This is a genomic window from Paraburkholderia sp. BR10141 (genome assembly GCF_056155635.1).
Genome location: NZ_JBMIQH010000044.1, coordinates 24,303 through 42,271, shown reverse-complemented (window position 1 = coordinate 42,271; position 17,969 = coordinate 24,303). Strand labels below are relative to the sequence as shown.

At 64.9% G+C, this 17,969-nt stretch carries 16 protein-coding genes and 1 tRNA gene; 10 read left to right on the top strand and 7 right to left on the bottom strand.

The genetic code is table 11. From position 1 onward, the window contains the following. Positions 1 to 280: 280 nt before the first annotated feature. The 9 genes from ACOJB8_RS36110 to ACOJB8_RS36070 all read left to right on the top strand — a co-directional run bounded on the left by ACOJB8_RS36110 (position 281) and on the right by ACOJB8_RS36070 (position 8,180). Positions 281 to 1,273: a polyprenyl synthetase family protein gene (locus ACOJB8_RS36110; RefSeq protein WP_069268503.1), complete on the top strand. Its 993-nt coding sequence runs from the start codon at positions 281 to 283 to the stop codon at positions 1,271 to 1,273. Between the two features lie 37 nt (positions 1,274 to 1,310). Beyond that, positions 1,311 to 1,387: transfer RNA gene (locus ACOJB8_RS36105), tRNA-Pro, on the top strand. A gap of 186 nt (positions 1,388 to 1,573) precedes the next feature. Then, positions 1,574 to 2,893, top strand: a complete 1,320-nt coding sequence (locus ACOJB8_RS36100) for an HlyC/CorC family transporter (RefSeq protein WP_083245610.1) — start codon at positions 1,574 to 1,576, stop codon at positions 2,891 to 2,893. Positions 2,894 to 2,977: 84 nt separating this feature from the next. Next, positions 2,978 to 4,264 (top strand): GspE/PulE family protein, encoded by a 1,287-nt coding sequence (locus tag ACOJB8_RS36095; protein ID WP_342948385.1) that lies wholly within the window; start codon positions 2,978 to 2,980, stop codon positions 4,262 to 4,264. Next, the gene (locus tag ACOJB8_RS36090) at positions 4,261 to 5,481 is read left to right on the top strand and encodes a type II secretion system F family protein (RefSeq protein ID WP_368605974.1); all 1,221 of its coding nucleotides are present in this window, start codon (positions 4,261 to 4,263) and stop codon (positions 5,479 to 5,481) included. The genes ACOJB8_RS36095 and ACOJB8_RS36090 overlap by 4 nt, the downstream gene beginning before the upstream one ends. 28 nt (positions 5,482 to 5,509) lie before the next feature. After that, on the top strand, positions 5,510 to 6,427 hold the full coding sequence (locus tag ACOJB8_RS36085; RefSeq protein ID WP_368605973.1) for a prepilin peptidase: 918 nt from the start codon (positions 5,510 to 5,512) through the stop codon (positions 6,425 to 6,427). 4 nt (positions 6,428 to 6,431) lie between these two features. Beyond that, positions 6,432 to 7,052: a dephospho-CoA kinase gene (gene coaE / locus ACOJB8_RS36080; protein ID WP_368729395.1), complete on the top strand. Its 621-nt coding sequence runs from the start codon at positions 6,432 to 6,434 to the stop codon at positions 7,050 to 7,052. A gap of 128 nt (positions 7,053 to 7,180) precedes the next feature. After that, positions 7,181 to 7,936, top strand: coding sequence for a cell division protein ZapD (gene zapD / locus ACOJB8_RS36075; protein ID WP_028207804.1), 756 nt, complete (start codon positions 7,181 to 7,183; stop codon positions 7,934 to 7,936). A 49-nt stretch (positions 7,937 to 7,985) separates the two neighbouring features. Next, positions 7,986 to 8,180 carry a DNA gyrase inhibitor YacG gene (locus ACOJB8_RS36070; RefSeq protein ID WP_069268498.1) on the top strand — a complete coding sequence of 65 codons (195 nt, stop codon included), beginning with the start codon at positions 7,986 to 7,988 and terminating at the stop codon, positions 8,178 to 8,180. A gap of 96 nt (positions 8,181 to 8,276) precedes the next feature. Here the strand turns inward: ACOJB8_RS36070 and mutT are convergent, their stop codons facing one another. The 4 genes from mutT to secA form a co-directional block, all read right to left on the bottom strand. Next, complete coding sequence (gene mutT, locus ACOJB8_RS36065) at positions 8,277 to 8,708, bottom strand: 8-oxo-dGTP diphosphatase MutT (protein WP_069268497.1); 432 nt, start codon at positions 8,706 to 8,708, stop codon at positions 8,277 to 8,279. Beyond that, positions 8,705 to 9,577: an ATP-binding protein gene (locus ACOJB8_RS36060; RefSeq protein WP_069268496.1), complete on the bottom strand. Its 873-nt coding sequence runs from the start codon at positions 9,575 to 9,577 to the stop codon at positions 8,705 to 8,707. The genes mutT and ACOJB8_RS36060 overlap by 4 nt, the downstream gene beginning before the upstream one ends. 19 nt (positions 9,578 to 9,596) lie before the next feature. Then, positions 9,597 to 10,838: a bifunctional glutamate N-acetyltransferase/amino-acid acetyltransferase ArgJ gene (gene argJ / locus ACOJB8_RS36055; RefSeq protein WP_368615866.1), complete on the bottom strand. Its 1,242-nt coding sequence runs from the start codon at positions 10,836 to 10,838 to the stop codon at positions 9,597 to 9,599. 120 nt (positions 10,839 to 10,958) lie between these two features. Next, on the bottom strand, positions 10,959 to 13,763 hold the full coding sequence (gene secA, locus ACOJB8_RS36050) for a preprotein translocase subunit SecA (protein ID WP_475016935.1): 2,805 nt from the start codon (positions 13,761 to 13,763) through the stop codon (positions 10,959 to 10,961). A gap of 344 nt (positions 13,764 to 14,107) precedes the next feature. Here secA and ACOJB8_RS36045 point away from each other — a divergent pair, with 344 nt between their 5' ends. Further along, positions 14,108 to 14,581 carry a DciA family protein gene (locus tag ACOJB8_RS36045; RefSeq protein ID WP_069268493.1) on the top strand — a complete coding sequence of 158 codons (474 nt, stop codon included), beginning with the start codon at positions 14,108 to 14,110 and terminating at the stop codon, positions 14,579 to 14,581. A 98-nt stretch (positions 14,582 to 14,679) separates the two neighbouring features. Here ACOJB8_RS36045 and lpxC read toward each other — a convergent pair whose 3' ends face one another. The 3 genes from lpxC to ftsZ form a co-directional block, all read right to left on the bottom strand. Beyond that, positions 14,680 to 15,597 carry a UDP-3-O-acyl-N-acetylglucosamine deacetylase gene (gene lpxC / locus ACOJB8_RS36040; protein ID WP_028207797.1) on the bottom strand — a complete coding sequence of 306 codons (918 nt, stop codon included), beginning with the start codon at positions 15,595 to 15,597 and terminating at the stop codon, positions 14,680 to 14,682. 259 nt (positions 15,598 to 15,856) lie between these two features. After that, the gene (locus ACOJB8_RS36035) at positions 15,857 to 16,366 is read right to left on the bottom strand and encodes a redoxin family protein (RefSeq protein WP_475016933.1); all 510 of its coding nucleotides are present in this window, start codon (positions 16,364 to 16,366) and stop codon (positions 15,857 to 15,859) included. Positions 16,367 to 16,629: 263 nt separating this feature from the next. Continuing rightward, positions 16,630 to 17,832 carry a cell division protein FtsZ gene (ftsZ, locus tag ACOJB8_RS36030; RefSeq protein WP_475016931.1) on the bottom strand — a complete coding sequence of 401 codons (1,203 nt, stop codon included), beginning with the start codon at positions 17,830 to 17,832 and terminating at the stop codon, positions 16,630 to 16,632. Positions 17,833 to 17,969 lie beyond the last annotated feature (137 nt).

The window sequence follows — 17,969 nt, the reverse complement described above, 5'->3', positions numbered from 1 at the left end:
TCTTCAATAATTTCGGGACACACTGCGCGCCCGAAACCTTAGATTATACATAGAGTTAGCAGCGTGGTCAAAAGGTGTGCAAGTCCATTGCGCGGGTGCGCGCGAGGGATCTGGCGCCCGTCGGACGGGCGCCAGAGCTATCCGTACGGCATAGCGCCAGCATCCATGCGGCCGTCAGGGCCGCGAGAAAATAGAGGGAGCCATCGGCAGGACGGTTGCGGAGCGTCCGGCATGCAGTCGATTCGCCTTATAATCCGCGGCACTACCCCTATTTGCCATCATGTCGTCCACCGCCACCCCATCCCCCAGCGCAGCCACCCTGCTTGCCCCCATCGCCAGTGACATGGAGCAGGTGAATCGTGTCATCCGGCAGAGCCTGGCGTCCGAGGTGATGCTGATCAACCAGATCTCCGAGTACATCATCGGCGCGGGCGGCAAGCGGCTGCGTCCGGCGCTTCTGCTGATGGTGGCCGGCGCGCTCGGCGACCACGGTACGGAGCGCCATGTGCTCGCGGCGGTCGTCGAGTTCATTCACACGGCCACGCTCCTGCACGACGACGTCGTCGACGAATCGGACCTGCGGCGCGGCCGCCAGACGGCCAACGCGCTGTTCGGCAACGCCGCCAGCGTGCTGGTCGGCGATTACCTGTATTCGCGCTCGTTCGAGATGATGGTGGGCGTCGGCAAGATGCGCGTGATGGAAATCCTGTCCGCCGCCACGACGATCATCTCCGAGGGTGAAGTCCTGCAGCTGCTGAACATGCACGACGCCGACGTGGACACCGACCGCTACATGCAGGTGATCCGCTACAAGACCGCCAAGCTTTTCGAAGCCGCGGCGCAGCTCGGCGCGGTGCTTTCGGGAGCGGATGCGCGCACCGAGGAAGCGGCCGCCGAATACGGGCGGCGCATCGGCACGGCATTCCAGATCATGGACGACTGGCTCGACTACACGGGCACGCCTGAATCGATGGGCAAGAACGCGGGCGACGACCTGCGCGAAGGTAAGCCCACTCTGCCGCTCATCTGGCTGATCGAGCACGGCACGGCCGCGGAAGCCGCGCTTGCACGCGAAGCGATCGAGCAAGGCGGCACGACGCGCTTCGACGAAATCTTCGCGGCAATCACGCGCTCGGGCGCGCTCGAGCACACGCTGCAATGCGCGCGCACCGAGGCCCAGGCCGCCGCCGACGCGATTTCAGCGTTCCCCCCTTCCATTTACAAAGATAGCCTGCTAGAATTATGTTCTTACTCAACGACGCGCCAGTCTTGAAACAGACGAAGCGAGTTGTGGAGTCCAGCAGTCAATTCGGGGTGTAGCTTAGCCTGGTAGAGCGCTACGTTCGGGACGTAGAGGCCGGAGGTTCGAATCCTCTCACCCCGACCAGAATTCGAGAAAAACCGCGCATGCATTGCGCGGTTTTTTTTTCGCCTGTATCTCCCGCACTTCCATCCTGTCCGGCAACTCGCGGCGCGTAACCGGCAACCGCCTTGTCCGTTCGGCCAACCGCCCTGGAACTGCGGTACCCCTCTGTTATAGTTTCCCCATCCGCCCCCCTCATTGTCTCGACGCGTGGACCACCTTCCCTTATGGGCGCAGATATGCGCCGTCTTCGTCCTGCTCATCTGCTCCAGTTTCTTCTCCATCTCCGAAACGGCGATGATGGCGCTCAATCGCCATCGGCTCAAATACCTCGCCAATCACGGCACGCTCGGCGCGAAGACCACCCAGAAGCTGCTCGCGCGCACCGACCTGCTGCTTTCGGTGATCCTGATCGGCAACAATCTCTTCAACACCATCATCCCGGTCCTTACGACCTCGATCGCGCTCCATACGTTCGGCCGCAATAACCTCGTGCTCTCGATCGCGACGGGCATCGTCGCGTTCCTCATCATCGTGTTCGCGGAAATCACGCCGAAGATTGTGGGCGCAACGTTTCCGGAAAAAATCGCGCTGCCCGCGAGCCTCCTGATCGCGCCGCTCATGCGTGTGACGAAGCCACTCATCTGGTTCGTCAACATGTTTGCGAACACCATCCTGCGCATCCTGCACATCAATACGCACAAGGCGCATGACCAGCGGCTTTCCACCGAGGAGTTGCGCACCATCGTGCTCGAGTCGGGCAGCTTCATGCCGACCAAGCACCGCAGCATCCTGCTCAACCTGTTCGACCTGGAGAACATCACCGTCGACGACGTGATGATTCCGCGCCGGCGCATCGAGGCGCTCGACTACGACGCCCCGCTCGAAGACATCCTGCATCAGCTCGAGACCTGCTATCACAACAAGCTGATCGTCTATCAAGGCGACATCGACCGGGTGCTCGGCGTGCTGCATGTGCGCAAGACGTTGGCCGCGCTGCATAACCAGGAATTCGAGCGCGAGACGCTGCGCGAACTGCTCGCCGAGCCGTACTTCGTGCCCACGGGCACGCCTGGATTCCAGCAACTTCAGTACTTCCAGGAAAGCCGCCATCGCATCGCGCTCGTCGTGAACGAGTACGGTGAGATGGAAGGACTCGTGACACCCGAAGACATCATCGAGGAGCTGATCGGCGAATTCACCACCTCGATGCCGCGCAGCGGCACCGGACGCGGCGGCTGGAACGACGAAGGCGAATGTATCGTGCCGGGCAGCATGCCTTTGCGCGAACTCAATCGCTGGCTTCATATCAAGCTGCCCACGGATGGGCCCAAGACGCTCAACGGCCTGATCCTCGAAGTGCTCGAAGAGATTCCCGAAGGCGACGTGTGCCTGCAGATCGGCGACGTGAAGCTCGAAGTGCTACGCAGCGACGACCAGGCCGTACGCACGGTCAAGCTCTTCAAACCCGGCGCCAAGCCGCGCCAGGGCACGCTGCAAAAGGCGAAGAAGCTGCTGCCGGGACGTTAGCCGTTCGGCCGGGTGGCGGCGCAGTGCGCCTCGCGCCATGATGAAGGCGTCATCTGTTCGAGGCGGCTTCGCGCCGGCATGTCGATGCTTTCTACTCCTTATCGTGCGCGCCCTTTCGCCGCCGCGGTTGCCGAAGGCGGTACGGGTGGTGGCTCGACGGCGCGCACATCTGCGCCTGTCTCTGTACCGCAGCTAGACGACGCACCCGCCGTTCGGCTGCTCTCCGAAACGCTGCGCGAAGCCGCGCGGCGCAACGCCTCCGATCTGCACATCGAGCCGATGGAACACGGCTGGCGCGTGCGTCTGCGCATCGACGGCGTACTGCACGAAATGGCGCGGCCGCCCGCGCATCTGCGCGATGCGTTCGTCACGCGCATCAAGGTGCTCGCCCGCATGGACATCGCCGAACGGCGCATTCCGCAGGACGGCAGGCTGCGGCTCGCACTCTCGGGGGCGTCGCAAGCCGCCGAGGACTATCGCGTGAATTCGCTGCCCACACTTCATGGCGAAAAGCTCGTCTTGCGCAGGCTCGAAGCGCTTCCCGCCGAACTGTCGCTAGCCGAACTCGGGCTCGATGAAGCGCAACAGCACGCCGTAGCCGAAGCGATCGGCGCGCCGCATGGTCTTGTCCTCGTCACGGGCCCTACCGGCAGCGGCAAGACGCTCTCGCTCTACTGTTTCCTGCAAAGGCTCAACGGCACGGCACACAATCTCTGCTCGGTGGAAGATCCCGCCGAAATCCAGCTTGCGGGCATCAATCAGGTCAACGTGCGCGAGAAGGCCGGGCTCACCTTTGCGGTGGCACTGCGTGCGCTGCTGCGCCAGGATCCCGACGTCATCATGATCGGCGAGATTCGCGACGAAGAAACCGCCAGCGTGGCCGTCAAGGCCGCGCAGACCGGCCACCTCGTCCTCTCGACCGTGCACACGAACGACGCCAGCGCGGCTTGCGCACGGCTCGTCGACATCGGCGTAGAGCCATACAACCTGGCGGGCTCGCTGCGGCTCGTCACGGCGCAACGCCTCGTGCGGCGGCTATGTCCGCAATGCCGCGTGCGCGGCGAGGCTTCGCCGGCGGCGCTCGTCGCGGCAGGCCTGACCACGCACGGCGGTAACATGATGCAGCCTTATGTCGCGCGCGGCTGCGAGGCTTGCCACGGCATCGGCTATCGCGGCCGCGTGGGAATCCACGAGGTCTTGCCGATCTCGGAAACCATACGCGACCTGATCGTCACAAGGCGCGGCGCGCACGAAATCGCTCGGGAAGCACGCAGAAGCGGTGTCGCAACCTTGCGCGACGCGGCGCTCGCGCGCGTGCGCGACGGCACCACGAGCCTCGCCGAAGCGCTTGTCGCAACGGATGCGCCATGAGCGCCGCGCACGCCCCTCAAGGCCCATCCGAGTGGCGCTTCGCGTGGCGCGGTCTCGATGCATCGGGCGCGACGAGGCGTGGCACGCTGATCGCGCTCGACGCCGCGGCGGTGCGCGACGCACTCAAGCGCGAGCGCATCACTGTGCTCGCCATCGAGCGCAGGTCGAGCGCGGGCGCGCCTAAAGCACGCCACGCGGACGTCACGTGCTTTACACGCCAGCTAGCGAGCCTCCTGCGCGCCGGCCTGCCACTTGCGAACGCGCTCGAACTGCTCGCGCTCTCGCCCGGGCCAAACGGCATGCCGCGCATTGCCGCGGCGCTCGCGCGCGACATCGCCGGCGGACTGCGCTTCGCCGACTCACTCGCGCAACATCCGGCGCGTTTCAACGCGCTGTATTGCCAGCTCGTTGCCGTCGGCGAAGCCTCGGGAGCGCTCGCCGCCGTACTTGCCCGCCTCGCCGACGACCGCGAGCGTGCCGCTGCCCAGCGCGCCAAAGTGCGCGCCGCGCTCACCTACCCCGTCGCGGTGCTGCTGCTCGCGCTTGTCATTACCGCGGCGTTGCTGGTCTGGGTCGTACCCACGTTCAAGCAGATCTTCGACGGCTTCGGCGCCGCACTGCCCGCGCCCACGCAAATCGTGCTGATGCTGTCGGCGGGCGCCGCGCGCTGGAGCGTGCCGGCCGCCGTAGCTGCAGCCACCGGCGCGCTCGCCATGCAAGCGGCCTTGCGCCGCTCGGAAACCGCGCGCATCGCTTTTGGACGCACGCTGCTGAAGCTCCCGCTTTGCGGCACGCTGCTCACAACGCTGTGCGCCGCCCGCTGGAGCCGCGCGCTCGGCACGCTCCTCGCCGCCGGCACGCCACTCGCCGACGCCTTCGATTCGCTCGCGCACGCAAGCGGCAACGCATTCTTCGATCGCGCGAGCGCAGGTATCAGCGAGCGCCTGCGGCACGGCGAGCGGCTCGCCGCAGCCATGCGCGCGGCGGGATGCTTTCCGGCCGATGTGGTTCAGCCCGTTGCGGTTGCAGAAGAATCGGGCGCGCTCGACGCGATGTTGCTCGATGTGGCCTCGCTCGCCGACCGTCAGGTCGACGAAAAGATCGCGCTCGTCTCGAGCCTGTGCGAGCCGCTCGTGATCGTCGTGCTTGGTGCGCTGGTCGGCGGCCTCGTCGTTGCGATGTATCTTCCCATCATTCAACTGGGCAACGTGGTGTAGCATCGCTGCCAGATTCCGGTTCCGTCTCATGCCCGCCCAACTCCTGTCCGCGCCCGATACCGCAACGCCGCTCGCAGCCGCTCTCGCCGGTCTGCCATTCGGCGTGCTCATGGTCTTCGCCATTGCGTTCGGGCTCGTCATCGGCAGCTTTCTCAACGTCGTCGTGCACCGGCTGCCGATCATGCTGGAGCGCGCGTGGCGCGCCGATGTGGCCGAAGCGACCGGCACGCCCGGTCCGCTCTTCGAAGAAGACGGGTTGCCCGCGCGCTACAACCTCTGGCTCCCACGCAGCGCGTGCCCGCACTGCGGCCACGTCTTGCGCGCCTGGGAAAACATCCCTGTGCTCAGTTGGCTCGCGCTGCGCGGGCGCTGCTCTCACTGTCATGCGCGCGTGAGCGTGCGCTACCCGCTCATCGAAATCGCGAGCGGGGCCTGCGCGGTCGGCGCATTGCTCGCCTTCGGGCCCACCGGCAAGGCGCTCGCCGCCTTCGCGCTGTGCGCCACGCTCATCGCCGCAAGCGCTATCGACCTCGAACACCAGATGCTGCACGACGAGATCACGCAGCCGCTGCTGTGGGCCGGGTTGCTGGTCAATTTTGCCGGCACCTTCGTCACGCTGCGCGAAGCGGTGATCGGAGCGGTTGCGGGTTATCTGGCGCTCTGGTGCGTCTATTGGGTCTTCAGGCTGTTGCGTGGCGTGGAAGGCATGGGCCACGGCGACTTCAAACTGCTCGCCGCGCTCGGCGCATGGCTCGGCTGGAGCGCGCTGCCGCAGATCGTCGTGATCGCCGCAGTGGCCGGCGCGCTCGTCGGCATCATCGCTACGTTGACGGGACGCATGCGTTTCGAAGAACCGTTGCCGTTCGGCCCGTATCTGGCCGCTGGCGCGCTCGTCACATTGTTTGCAGGCACACCGCTGTATGGCGTATTTGCGTGGGGGAACTGATCAAATGTTCGCGGTCGGATTGACGGGTGGCATCGGTAGCGGCAAGTCCACGGTTGCTGATGGCTTTGCCGCGCGCGGCGTAACGATCGTCGACACCGATCTCATCGCGCATCGCATTACCGCGCCGCACGGCGTCGCGATGGCGCAGATCGCTGCGGAATTCGGCCCTGAATTCGTCGCGCCCGACGGCTCGATGGACCGCGCGCGCATGCGCGCGCTCGTGTTCGGCGACGAGTCCGCGCGCAAGCGGCTCGAGGCCATCACGCACCCGCTGATCCGCTCCGAGACCGAACGCGAAACGCGAGAGGCCAGCGGGCCTTACGTCATCGTGGTCGTGCCCCTGCTCGTAGAGTCGGGCACCTGGAAGACGCGTGTCGATCGCGTGCTCGCCGTCGATTGCAGCGTGGAAACGCAGATCGAGCGCGTCATGCGCCGTAACGGCTTCGCACGCGAGCAAGTGCTCGCGATCATCGCGCGGCAGGCCACGCGCGAGGCACGCCTTGCGGCCGCCGACAACGTGGTGGTAAACGACAACGGCGCGACGCTCGAATCGCTCGATCAGGACGTCGACGCATTGCATCAGACGTATCTCAGGCTCGCGGCCGAAAAGGCCGGCAAGACGTAAAACGCGCCATCGGCGCGCGATTAGCGGGTCACATCGGCATAGCGCCGGGCCGGCGCGATTGCGACCGTGGTCCCACGGCATTAGAATGTCCTGCAATCCGTCACCCACCACGCCCGAGGCGAGCGCGCTTGATTCTTTACGAGTATCCCTTCAACGAGCGAATCCGAACGCTGCTGCGCCTCGAAGACCTGTTCGAGCGCTTCACGTTTTTCCTGACCCAGGAGGATCCGAGGGAACATCACGTCGCGCTCACGACGCTCTTCGAAATCGCCGAAGTCGCAGGCCGCGCCGATCTGAAGTCGGATCTCATGAAGGAACTCGAGCGGCAGCGCCAAACGCTCGCGCCGTTCCGCGGCAATCCCGGCATCGAGCAGAATGCGCTCGAAACCGTGCTGGGCGAAATCGAGCAAACGCTCGCCGGCCTCACGCAGATGCAAGGCAAGACGGGCCAGCATCTGATGGACAACGAGTGGCTCACGAGCATCCGCAGCCGCGCGATCATTCCCGGTGGCACCTGCAAGTTCGATTTGCCGTCGTATTACGCCTGGCAACAGTTGCATCCCGATCAACGCCGTCAGGACATCGCGAAATGGGTCACGCCGCTGCTGCCGCTGCGCGACGCCGCCGCCATCGTGCTGCGACTCGCGCGCGAGTCGGGCCAGGCGTCGAAGGTGATGGCGATGCAGGGCAGCTATCAGCAGATGCTGTCGGGCCGTGCGTATCAGCTCATGCAGGTACGCGTGGCACCGGAATTGCGCATGATTCCCGAAGCGAGCGCCAACAAGTACATGCTGTGGGTGCGCTTCACCGTGCAGGACGGCGATCTGCGTCCGCGAGCCGTCGATCAGGACGTGCCGTTCCAGCTCACGCTGTGCAGCCTGTGAAAGCAAACGCGTCGCCAGGCCAGACTCAACGCAAACCAAGTTCTATCGCATGACCACTGTCGTCAAATGTCCGAGCTGCGGCAAGGAAGTCCGCTGGGTGCCGGAGAACCGCTTCCGGCCGTTCTGCTCCGAGCGTTGCAAGCAAATGGATCTCGGTGCATGGGCAGCCGAAAAGTACCGTATTGGCGGCGCCGACGATGAAACGCCGCCGGAAGACGCGCCGCCCACGGATACGCGCCAATAACGATTAAAGCGCCGCGACGCGCTTGCGCCAGGCGAAAAAAAGGCCGCCGCGCGTGATGCACAGCGGCCTTTTGCATCGTGGCGGCCTCGTAGGCCGTTATTCCGCCGCAAGCCACTCCAGCACAGGAATCGTCGCAGGCAAGAGCGGCTCGACGCTCGCCGGCAGCGACTGCCAGACGAACGCCTGACCTTCGCGACCGTGCGGCTCGCCGGTCCACTCGGTCACCTTGCAGAAGTAGAGCCGTACGTAGGCGTGCGGGTAGTCGTGTTCGAGTGTGTGCCACAGGTGGCACGCCTTCACGTCGATGCCCAGTTCCTCGTGCAACTCGCGCGCGAGCGCCGCTTCGACGCTCTCGCCCGCTTCCAGCTTGCCGCCCGGAAACTCCCAGTAGCCTGCATAAGGCTTGCCTTCGGGGCGCTGGGCGAGCAGGTAGCGGCCATCGGGCTGCACCAGCACGCCCACCGCGACTTCCGTCACGGGGCGCGTCGTTGCGGAAGCGTCGTTTGCGCTGTTGGCCTCGGCGCTCATGCCTCTTGCGCCTTCTTGCCCGACCAGTCGCGTGCGAATTGCCACGCCACGCGGCCCGAACGCGAGCCGCGCTCCAGCGCCCAGACGAGTGCGTCGCCGCGCGCCGATTCGACTTCGGCGTCGTCGCAGCCGAAATGGCGCAGCCAGTGGGCGACGATCGTCAGATAGTCGTCCTGCTTGAACGGATAGAAGCTCACCCAAAGCCCGAAGCGCTCGGACAGCGAGATCTTTTCTTCCACCACTTCGCCCGGATGAATCTCGCCGTCGGGCATGTGCTTGTACGTCTCGTTGTCGCTCATGTACTCGGGCAGCAGATGACGCCGGTTCGAGGTCGCGTAGATCAGCACGTTGTCCGACTGCGCGGCCACCGAACCGTCCAGCGCCACCTTCAGCGCCTTATAGCCCGATTCGCCTTCCTCGAACGAGAGGTCGTCGCAGAACACGATGAAGCGCTCGGGGCGCGTCGAGATGAGATCGACGATATCGCCGAGGTCATGCAGATCGTCCTTGTCGACTTCGATCAGGCGCAGGCCCTGTTGCGCGTACGCGTTCAGGCAGGCCTTGATCAGCGACGACTTGCCGGTGCCGCGCGCGCCGGTGAGCAGCACGTTGTTCGCGGGCTTCTTCTGCACGAACTGGCGCGTGTTGCGGTCGATGAGATCTTTCTGCCGGTCGATGTTCTGCAGGTCGTCGAGCGAGATCAGCGAGATCGCGGGCACCGGCTGCAGGAAGCCGCGCCCCTGGCGCTTGCGCCAGCGAAACGCGACGGCCGCGTTCCAGTCGACATCGGGCGCCGACGGCGGCAACACGGCTTCGAGGCGGCCGAGCAGCGCTTCGGCGCGGGTCAGAAACTGTTCGAGCTTGTCCATGTGGTGAGCGCGCTTGAAATCAGGAGCGGTAATCCGCGTTGATGCTCACGTAGTCGTGCGAGAGGTCGCAGGTCCAGATCGTGGCCTGCGCGTCGCCGCGGCCGAGCAGCACGCGGATCAGGATCTCGCTCTTCTTCATGACGCGCTGGCCGTCTTCTTCGCGGTAGTCCGGGTTGCGACCGCCCGCTTTCGCCACGAGCACGTCGTCGAGATACAGGTCGATCTTGTCGACGTCGAGGTCCGTCACGCCGGCATAGCCGATCGCGGCGAGGATACGGCCGAGGTTGGGGTCCGATGCGTAGAACGCCGTCTTCACGAGCGGCGAATGGCCGATCGCGTAAGCGATCTGGCGGCACTCGGCCACGTCCTTGCCGCCTTCCACCTGCACGGTCATGAACTTGGTTGCGCCTTCGCCGTCGCGCACGATGAGCTGCGAGAGTTCCTGGGCGACGGCCGTCACGGCGTCGCGCAGCGCGGCGTAAGCGGGCGTGTCCGTCGACGTGATCGCGGGCAGGCTCGACTTGCCCGAGGCGATCATGATGAACGAGTCGTTGGTCGAGGTATCGCCGTCGATGGTGACGCAGTTGAACGAGCGGTCGGCCACGTACTTCACGAGTTCGTCGAGCACGGGCTGCGCAACGTTCGCGTCGAAAGCGAGGAAGCCGAGCATGGTCGCCATGTTCGGCTTGATCATGCCCGCGCCCTTGCTGATGCCCGTGAACGTGATGGTGTGGCCGTCGACCGTGACCTGGCGCGACACGGCCTTCGGCAGCGTGTCGGTCGTCATGATGGCCTGCGCGGCGTCGTACCAGTTCGCGGCCCGGCGATTCGCCAGCGCGGCGGGAAGGCCCGCCTTCAAACGGTCGATCGGCAGCGGCTCGAGGATCACGCCGGTCGAGAACGGCAGCACCTGCGAGGACTCGAGGCCGGCCAGGCGCGCGAGTTCATCGCAGGTCTCGCGGGCGTGCTTCATGCCCGGCTCGCCGGTGCCCGCGTTCGCGTTGCCGGTGTTCACCACCAGCGCACGAATGCCCTTGCCGCCCGCGCGCACCTTCGCGAGATGTTCGCGGCACACCGTCACCGGCGCGGCACAGAAGCGATTCAGCGTGAACACGCCGGCCACGCTCGCGCCTTCGTCGACGGAGATCACCAGGACGTCCTTGCGATTGGGCTTGCGAATGTTGGCTTCCGCCCAGCCGAGCGTCACGCCCGCGACCGGATGAAGTTGTGCGGGATCAATCGAGGGGAAATTGACAGCCATGGTGGCGACCTGTCGAAATGGCGATGCCGGCCAGGGCGCTGGAGCCTGGCCGGCATCGGGAATCAAAACGCAAGGCCCGCCATGGGAAGCGGGCCACCGGAATCTACGTTCAAGCCTGCGTCACGCGATCTTGCCGTGACACTGCTTGTACTTCTTGCCGCTGCCGCACGGGCACGGATCGTTGCGGCCCACCTTCGGCATTTCGCTGCCCACCGGCGGCGTATGGCTCATGGCCGCGCCCACCATTGCAGCGGCGGCGTCGGCAGCCACCGGTGCGGCAGGCGCCGGAGCCGGCGCCGCGTCGGCTTCGGCGAATTCGGCATGGCGGAACTCGACGTTCTCGACATGATGGCCCTGCTCTTCGATCTGCTCGGCCGCCTGTTCGAGCTGCTCCGGCGACTGGATCTGCACGTTCATCACGATACGCGTGACTTCGAGCTTCACGGCTTCGAGCATCGCGGCGAACAGTTCGAACGCCTCGCGCTTGTACTCCTGCTTCGGGTTCTTCTGCGCATAGCCGCGCAGATGGATGCCCTGACGCAGGTGGTCGAGCGCCGCGAGGTGTTCGCGCCAGCTGCGGTCGAGCGTTTGCAGCATGACCGAGCGCTCGAACGCGCTGAACGATTCGCGGCCCACGAGCGCCACCTTCTGCTCGTAAGCTTCGTCGCCCGCGGCGAGCACGGCCTCGAGAATTTCATCGGCATCGATCGACGACGACTCGTTGATCATCTCCTGGATCGCGAGGTCGAGCTGCCATTCGTTGCGCAGCACTTCTTCGAGTTCGGGCACGTCCCACTGCTCTTCGATACTGCCGTGCGGCACGAACTGGCGCACGATGTCGGTGATCACGCCATGACGCATCGCGCCGATCGTTTCGGTGATGTCATGCGCTTCGAGCAGTTCGTTGCGCTGCTGGTAGATCACCTTGCGCTGATCGTTCGAGACGTCGTCGTATTCGAGCAACTGCTTGCGGATGTCGAAGTTGCGCGCTTCGACCTTGCGCTGCGCCGACTCGATCGAACGCGTGACGATACCCGCCTCGATCGCCTCGCCTTCCGGCATTTTCAGGCGGTCCATGATCGCGCGCACGCGGTCGCCCGCGAAAATGCGCAGCAGCGGGTCTTCGAGCGAGAGATAGAAACGCGACGAGCCCGGGTCGCCCTGACGGCCCGCACGACCGCGCAGCTGGTTGTCGATCCGGCGCGACTCGTGACGCTCGGTGCCGATGATGTGCAGACCGCCCGCGGCCTTTACCCGATCGTGCAGCGTTTGCCACTCGTCGTGCAGTTGCTGGATGCGGCGCGCCTTTTCGTCGGCGGGAATCGCTTCGTCGGCTTCGATAAACGCTGCCTGCTTCTCCGCATTGCCGCCCAGCACGATGTCGGTACCGCGGCCTGCCATGTTGGTGGCGATGGTGACGCGCTGCGGACGGCCCGCTTCAGCGACGATCGCGGCTTCACGCGCGTGCTGCTTCGCGTTGAGCACTTCGTGCGGCAGACCGGCCTTCGTGAGCAGGTTCGAAAGCAGCTCCGAGTTTTCGATCGACGTCGTGCCGACCAACACCGGCTGACCACGCTCGTAGCATTCGCGGATATCGCGAATCACGGCGTCGTAGCGTTCATTCGCCGTCTTGTAGATCTGATCCTGCTTGTCGATCCGCTTGGGTGTCCGGTTCGTCGGGACCACCACCGTTTCGAGGCCGTAGATCTCGTTGAATTCGTACGCTTCGGTGTCGGCCGTACCCGTCATGCCCGAGAGCTTCGCGTACATGCGGAAGTAGTTCTGGAACGTGATCGAAGCGAGCGTCTGGTTCTCGCTCTGGATCTTCACGTGTTCCTTCGCTTCCACGGCCTGGTGCAGGCCGTCCGACCAGCGGCGGCCGGCCATCAGACGGCCGGTGAATTCGTCGACGATGATGACTTCGCCGTTCTGCACCACGTAGTGCTGGTCCTTGTGGAACAGCGTGTGGGCACGCAGCGCGGCGTACACATGGTGCATCAGCGTGATGTTCTGCGGCGCATAGAGGCTTTCGCCCTGGCCGATCAGGCCCCACTCGGAGAGCATGCGCTCGGCCTTCTCGTGGCCCGATTCCGTGAGGAATACCTGGCGCGCCTTTTCGTCGAGCGTGTAGTCGCCCGGCTTTTCCACGCCCGTGCCGTCGGCCTTCTCTTCGCCGATCTGCTGCTCGAGCAGCGGCGGCAGCGCGTTCATGCGCACGTAGAGTTCGGTGTGGTCTTCGGCCTGGCCCGAGATGATGAGCGGCGTACGCGCTTCGTCGATCAGGATCGAGTCCACCTCGTCGACCACCGCGAAGTTCAGCGTACGCTGCACGCGCGCCTCGGTCTCGTAGACCATGTTGTCGCGCAGGTAGTCGAAGCCGAACTCGTTGTTCGTGCCGTAGGTGATGTCCGCGGCGTACGCTTCCTGCTTCGTCGCGTGGTCCATCTGCGACAGGTTGATGCCGACGGACAAACCGAGGAAGTTGTAGAGGCGCGCCATCCATTCGGCGTCGCGCTGCGCGAGGTAGTCGTTCACCGTCACGACGTGCACACCGCGGCCCGACAGCGCATTCAGGTAGACGGGCAGTGTGGCGACGAGCGTCTTGCCTTCGCCGGTGCGCATTTCAGCGATCTTGCCGTAATGCAGCACCATGCCGCCGATCAGCTGCACGTCGAAGTGGCGCATTTTCAGCACGCGCTTGCTCGCCTCGCGGCAAACGGCGAACGCCTCGGGCAGCAGTTCGTCGAGCGATGTACCTTTGGCCACGCGCTCGCGGAACTCGGCCGTCTTCGCGCGCAGCTGCTCGTCGGTGTACTGCTCGATCTTCGGTTCGAGCGCGTTGATCGCCGCGACCGTCTTCTGATATTGCTTGATCAGGCGCTGATTGCGGCTGCCAAAGATTTTCTGTAAGAAACCGGTGGTCATCGGATCGGTGTCTGCGTCGCGGCTTCGGCCGGGATTCCTGAGGGTGGGTTCAGCGGGTTGTGCAGGGTGTGCACTACGCATCCGGACCGGCGGGACCTCGGCGGCTTTAGCCCAAAATGGTGGATTCGAATCGGGCATTTTAGCACGCGCCCTCTCACCCGCCTGTGTCAGCGCGAAGACGGCTCTGGCGCGCGCGGTGCCCACACGGACGGCCTTCCCGCCGGGCGGCGAAGGGCCGCGATGCGGCCCTGGCCGAATGGCCTGAAGGCGCTTGAATGAGCGGTGCGCAGGCTACAATGACGACATCGCAGTGCCGCCTGCGCGCTCGCCCATCCTTACGCCACATGAGCCGTTTCTCGCCGTTTTCAAGGTCCAGGGGACCACGCGCCCCCCAGCCGCTCGCCGAAGTGCTGAGCCGCACGGACGCGTTCGCGCCGCTGCGCGCCGGCGTGGAGCAGATCGCGGCGATCCAGCGCGACCTGAATGCGCTGCTGCCCGACTATCTCGCGGCGAGCGTCGAGCCCGGCTTCATCAAGGACGGCACGCTGGCCCTCTTCACTGCGCACAACGCGCTCGCCGCGCGGTTGCGGCATCTGGAGCCGCGGCTCGTGGCCGATCTGCAGGCGCGCGGCTGGGCGTTGAACAGCGTGCGCATCCGCGTGCGTCCTCAAGCCGTGAAAGATCCGGCACCGCCCAAGCAGGCGCGCATGACGCCGGTTGGCGCGGCAGCGCTTCAGGCGCTGAGCGAAACGCTCGAGGCCTCGCCGCTGCAGGCAGCCCTCGCGAAGATGGCGGCGCGCCACATGAAAAAGCGCTGATCCGGTGCGCCCAGGTCTCGCGACCGCGCTCACGAAGCCGCGCAAAAAGAAAAAGGGCAGCATATCGCTGCCCTTTTTACTGCCTATACGCTCGAAACTCAGGCGAATGCGGTCTGTGCCTCGTAGCCGAAGCCGCGCGGCGCCTTCTGCGGATCGTCGAACGTGACGATCTCGTAGGCGTCCTCATTCGCGAGCAGCTCGCGCAGCAGCGCGTTATTGAGGCCGTGGCCCGACTTGTACGCGTCGTACGCTGCCAGCAGCGGATGGCCGACCACGTACAGATCGCCGATCGCGTCGAGCATCTTGTGCTTCACGAACTCGTCGTCGTAGCGCAGGCCGTCGTTGTTCAGAATGCGGTACTCGTCCAGCACGATGGCGTTGTCCATGCTGCCGCCGCGTGCGAGGCCGAGCTCGCGCATCATCTCGACTTCGTGCGCGAAGCCGAACGTGCGGGCGCGCGCGATTTCACGCACGTACGAGGTATTCGCGAAGTCCACTTCGAGCGCCTGGCCCGTCTTGTCGACAGCCGGATGGCGGAAGTCGATCGTGAACTTGAGCTTGAAGCCGAAGTAAGGCTCGAGACGTGCGAACTTGTCGCCGTCGCGGATCTCAACGGGCTTCTTGACCTTGATGAACTTCTTCGGAGCGTTCTGCTCCTCGATACCCGCCGACTGGATCAGGAACACGAACGAAGCCGCGCTGCCGTCCATGATCGGAATTTCCTCGGCGGTCACATCCACGTAGAGGTTGTCGATGCCAAGGCCTGCGCAGGCGGACATGAGGTGCTCGATCGTCGAGACACGTGCGCCGTCTTTCTGCAGCACCGAGGCGAGGCGGGTATCGCCAATCGCCATCGCCGAGGCGGGGATGTCCACCGGCGTCGGCAAATCCACGCGCGAAAACACGATGCCCGTGTTCGGCGCCGCCGGACGGAGCGTCAGGTCGACCTTGCGCCCCGAATGCAGGCCGATGCCGACTGTCTTCACGATTGATTTGATGGTTCGCTGCTTCAACATGGTCTTCTTGCTCATTGAAAATCCCAATCGGGACTTTTTAATTCATAGCACGAATTATACTCCAGTTGCGCCGGGTCCGTCGTTTTCACCGGCGTGACAAACTGTTTCCCCGTGTTACCCAATGGGGATGGAGCGCGGGCCGATGCCCGGAACGGAGGCGTTCCCGGGGTAATCGGCCCGCTGGGCTCACGTAATGGCCTGTCACATTTACGCCGCAGGTGCACGTTGCTTCGGGGCAACGCCGCGCCCGCGAACGCGCTCATGCGCGGGTCAACGTGGCGAGTATGCTCGCAGCATCGCTCACTTCGAACTTGCCGGGTGCTTCGACGTGCAGCGTCTTGACCACGCCGTCGTCGACCACCATCGCATAGCGCTGGGAGCGGATTCCCATGCCACGCGCCGACAAATCCTGCTCCAGTCCGAGTGCACGAGTCAACGCTGCGCTGCCGTCGGCCATCATGCGTACCTTGCCCGAGGTACGCTGATCGCGTCCCCACGCGCCCATGACGAACGCGTCGTTGACGGACACGCACCAGACCTCGTCGACGCCCGCCGCGCGCAGCGCGTCGAAGTGTTCGACGTAACCCGGCACGTGCTTCGCGGAGCACGTTGGCGTGAATGCGCCCGGCAATCCGAAGATCACCACGCGCTTGCTCGCCGCTTCCTTTTGCACGTCGAAGCTGTTCGGCCCCAGCGTGCAACCCTCGCGCGCGTCTTCGACGAACTCGAAGAGGGTCGCTTCGGGCAGCGTTTCACCCTGTTTGATCATGACTCGTCCTTCGCAACGATGCGCAAGCGTGTCGCGCTGGCGTCGTGCAATGTTGGGCAACGATGTACTCCAAGGTTACACAGGAACGCCTGGCGACACCGCGCCTTTCCCCCACGCTCAACGCGTGGCGGGCAACCGTCCCTGCCGCGCATCCTCGCGGATGCGGCCTTGCTGGTCCTGCTCGCCTTCATTGCTACGCAGCGCGCTGTCTGTCTGCGGGCGAGGGCAACACGTGCCCTGCCGCAGTCAGATCGGCTCGCGCGTCAGTCCGCCTGCTTGCGCAGGAACGCCGGGATATCGTACGTGTCGACGCCCTTTTCCTGCAGCGCCTGCACGTGCGAAGCCGCGGTGTCGCGCGACGTGCGCCACACTGCCGGCGTGTCGAGCGCGCCGTAGTCGGCCGTGTTGCCGTGGCCGCTGTGCTGCGATGCGTACGAACCCGCCGGAGCCGGGATCGGCTGGTTGTCCGTGCCCGTGCGCAGCAGTTGCATCGGCGCGGCTTGCTGCTTCTTCGCAGCGCGGCCGAGGCCCGTTGCCACCACCGTCACGCGCAGTGCGTCGCCCATCGCGTCGTCGTACACCGCACCGAAGATCACCGTCGCGTCTTCTGCAGCATAGCTCTTGATGGTGTTCATCACTTCGCGCGTTTCCGACAGACGCAGCGAACGGCTCGACGTGATGTTGACCAGCACGCCGCGCGCGCCCGACAGATCGACGCCTTCGAGCAGCGGGCTCGCCACGGCCTGTTCCGCCGCGAGGCGTGCGCGATCGACGCCGGCGACCGTCGCCGTGCCCATCATCGCCTTGCCCTGCTCGCCCATCACCGTCTTCACGTCTTCGAAGTCGACGTTCACGAGACCGTCGACGTTGATGATTTCGGCGATGCCTGCGACTGCGTTGTTCAGAACGTCGTCCGCGCACTGGAAGCACTTGTCCATCTCGGCGTCATCGCCCATCACGTCGAACAGCTTGTCGTTCAGGACGACGATCAGCGAGTCGACGTGATCCTCCAGTTGCTGCGAGCCGGCTTCCGCCACGCGCATACGCTTGCCGCCTTCGAACTCGAACGGCTTGCTCACCACGCCAACGGTGAGAATGCCCATCTCCTTGGCGATCTGCGCGACGACCGGGGCTGCGCCCGTGCCGGTGCCGCCGCCCATGCCGGCGGTGATGAACACCATGTGCGCGCCGCGCAGTGCGTCGGCGATGCGCTCACGGGCTTCTTCTGCTGCCGCGCGGCCCATCTCCGGCTTCGCACCGGCGCCGAGGCCCGTGTTGCCGAGTTGAATCACGGCCGATGCACGCGAGCGCGAGAGCGCCTGTGCGTCCGTGTTCATCACGATGAAATCGACGCCTTGCACGCCGCGGTTGATCATGTGCTGCACGGCATTGCCGCCCGCACCACCAACGCCTACCACCTTGATGATGGTGCCGTTGGTTTCGGTTTCCAGCATCTGGAATTCCATGTTGCCTCCGTCAAGAAAAAGATTCCGCTCCTCGGCCGTTATCCAGTGGAAGATCGGGCAACCTTCCACTGCGCGCTAGCCGCCGTCACCAGCGCGATTTTCGAAGCTTGTACTTCGCCTTCTGTCCTGCGACTTCT

Excerpts from the sequence above, each read along its gene's own strand:
- ACOJB8_RS36110 (WP_069268503.1), top strand. The coding sequence starts at position 281 with ATGTCGTCCACCGCCACCCCATCCCCCAGCGCAGCCACCCTGCTTGCC.
- ACOJB8_RS36095 (WP_342948385.1), top strand. The coding sequence starts at position 2,978 with ATGCTTTCTACTCCTTATCGTGCGCGCCCTTTCGCCGCCGCGGTTGCC.
- ACOJB8_RS36090 (WP_368605974.1), top strand. The coding sequence starts at position 4,261 with ATGAGCGCCGCGCACGCCCCTCAAGGCCCATCCGAGTGGCGCTTCGCG.
- ACOJB8_RS36085 (WP_368605973.1), top strand. The coding sequence starts at position 5,510 with ATGCCCGCCCAACTCCTGTCCGCGCCCGATACCGCAACGCCGCTCGCA.
- coaE (WP_368729395.1), top strand. The coding sequence starts at position 6,432 with ATGTTCGCGGTCGGATTGACGGGTGGCATCGGTAGCGGCAAGTCCACG.
- ACOJB8_RS36070 (WP_069268498.1), top strand. The coding sequence starts at position 7,986 with ATGACCACTGTCGTCAAATGTCCGAGCTGCGGCAAGGAAGTCCGCTGG.
- mutT (WP_069268497.1), bottom strand. The coding sequence starts at position 8,708 with ATGAGCGCCGAGGCCAACAGCGCAAACGACGCTTCCGCAACGACGCGC.
- ACOJB8_RS36060 (WP_069268496.1), bottom strand. The coding sequence starts at position 9,577 with ATGGACAAGCTCGAACAGTTTCTGACCCGCGCCGAAGCGCTGCTCGGC.
- argJ (WP_368615866.1), bottom strand. The coding sequence starts at position 10,838 with ATGGCTGTCAATTTCCCCTCGATTGATCCCGCACAACTTCATCCGGTC.
- secA (WP_475016935.1), bottom strand. The coding sequence starts at position 13,763 with ATGACCACCGGTTTCTTACAGAAAATCTTTGGCAGCCGCAATCAGCGC.
- ACOJB8_RS36045 (WP_069268493.1), top strand. The coding sequence starts at position 14,108 with ATGAGCCGTTTCTCGCCGTTTTCAAGGTCCAGGGGACCACGCGCCCCC.
- lpxC (WP_028207797.1), bottom strand. The coding sequence starts at position 15,597 with ATGTTGAAGCAGCGAACCATCAAATCAATCGTGAAGACAGTCGGCATC.
- ACOJB8_RS36035 (WP_475016933.1), bottom strand. The coding sequence starts at position 16,366 with ATGATCAAACAGGGTGAAACGCTGCCCGAAGCGACCCTCTTCGAGTTC.
- ftsZ (WP_475016931.1), bottom strand. The coding sequence starts at position 17,832 with ATGGAATTCCAGATGCTGGAAACCGAAACCAACGGCACCATCATCAAG.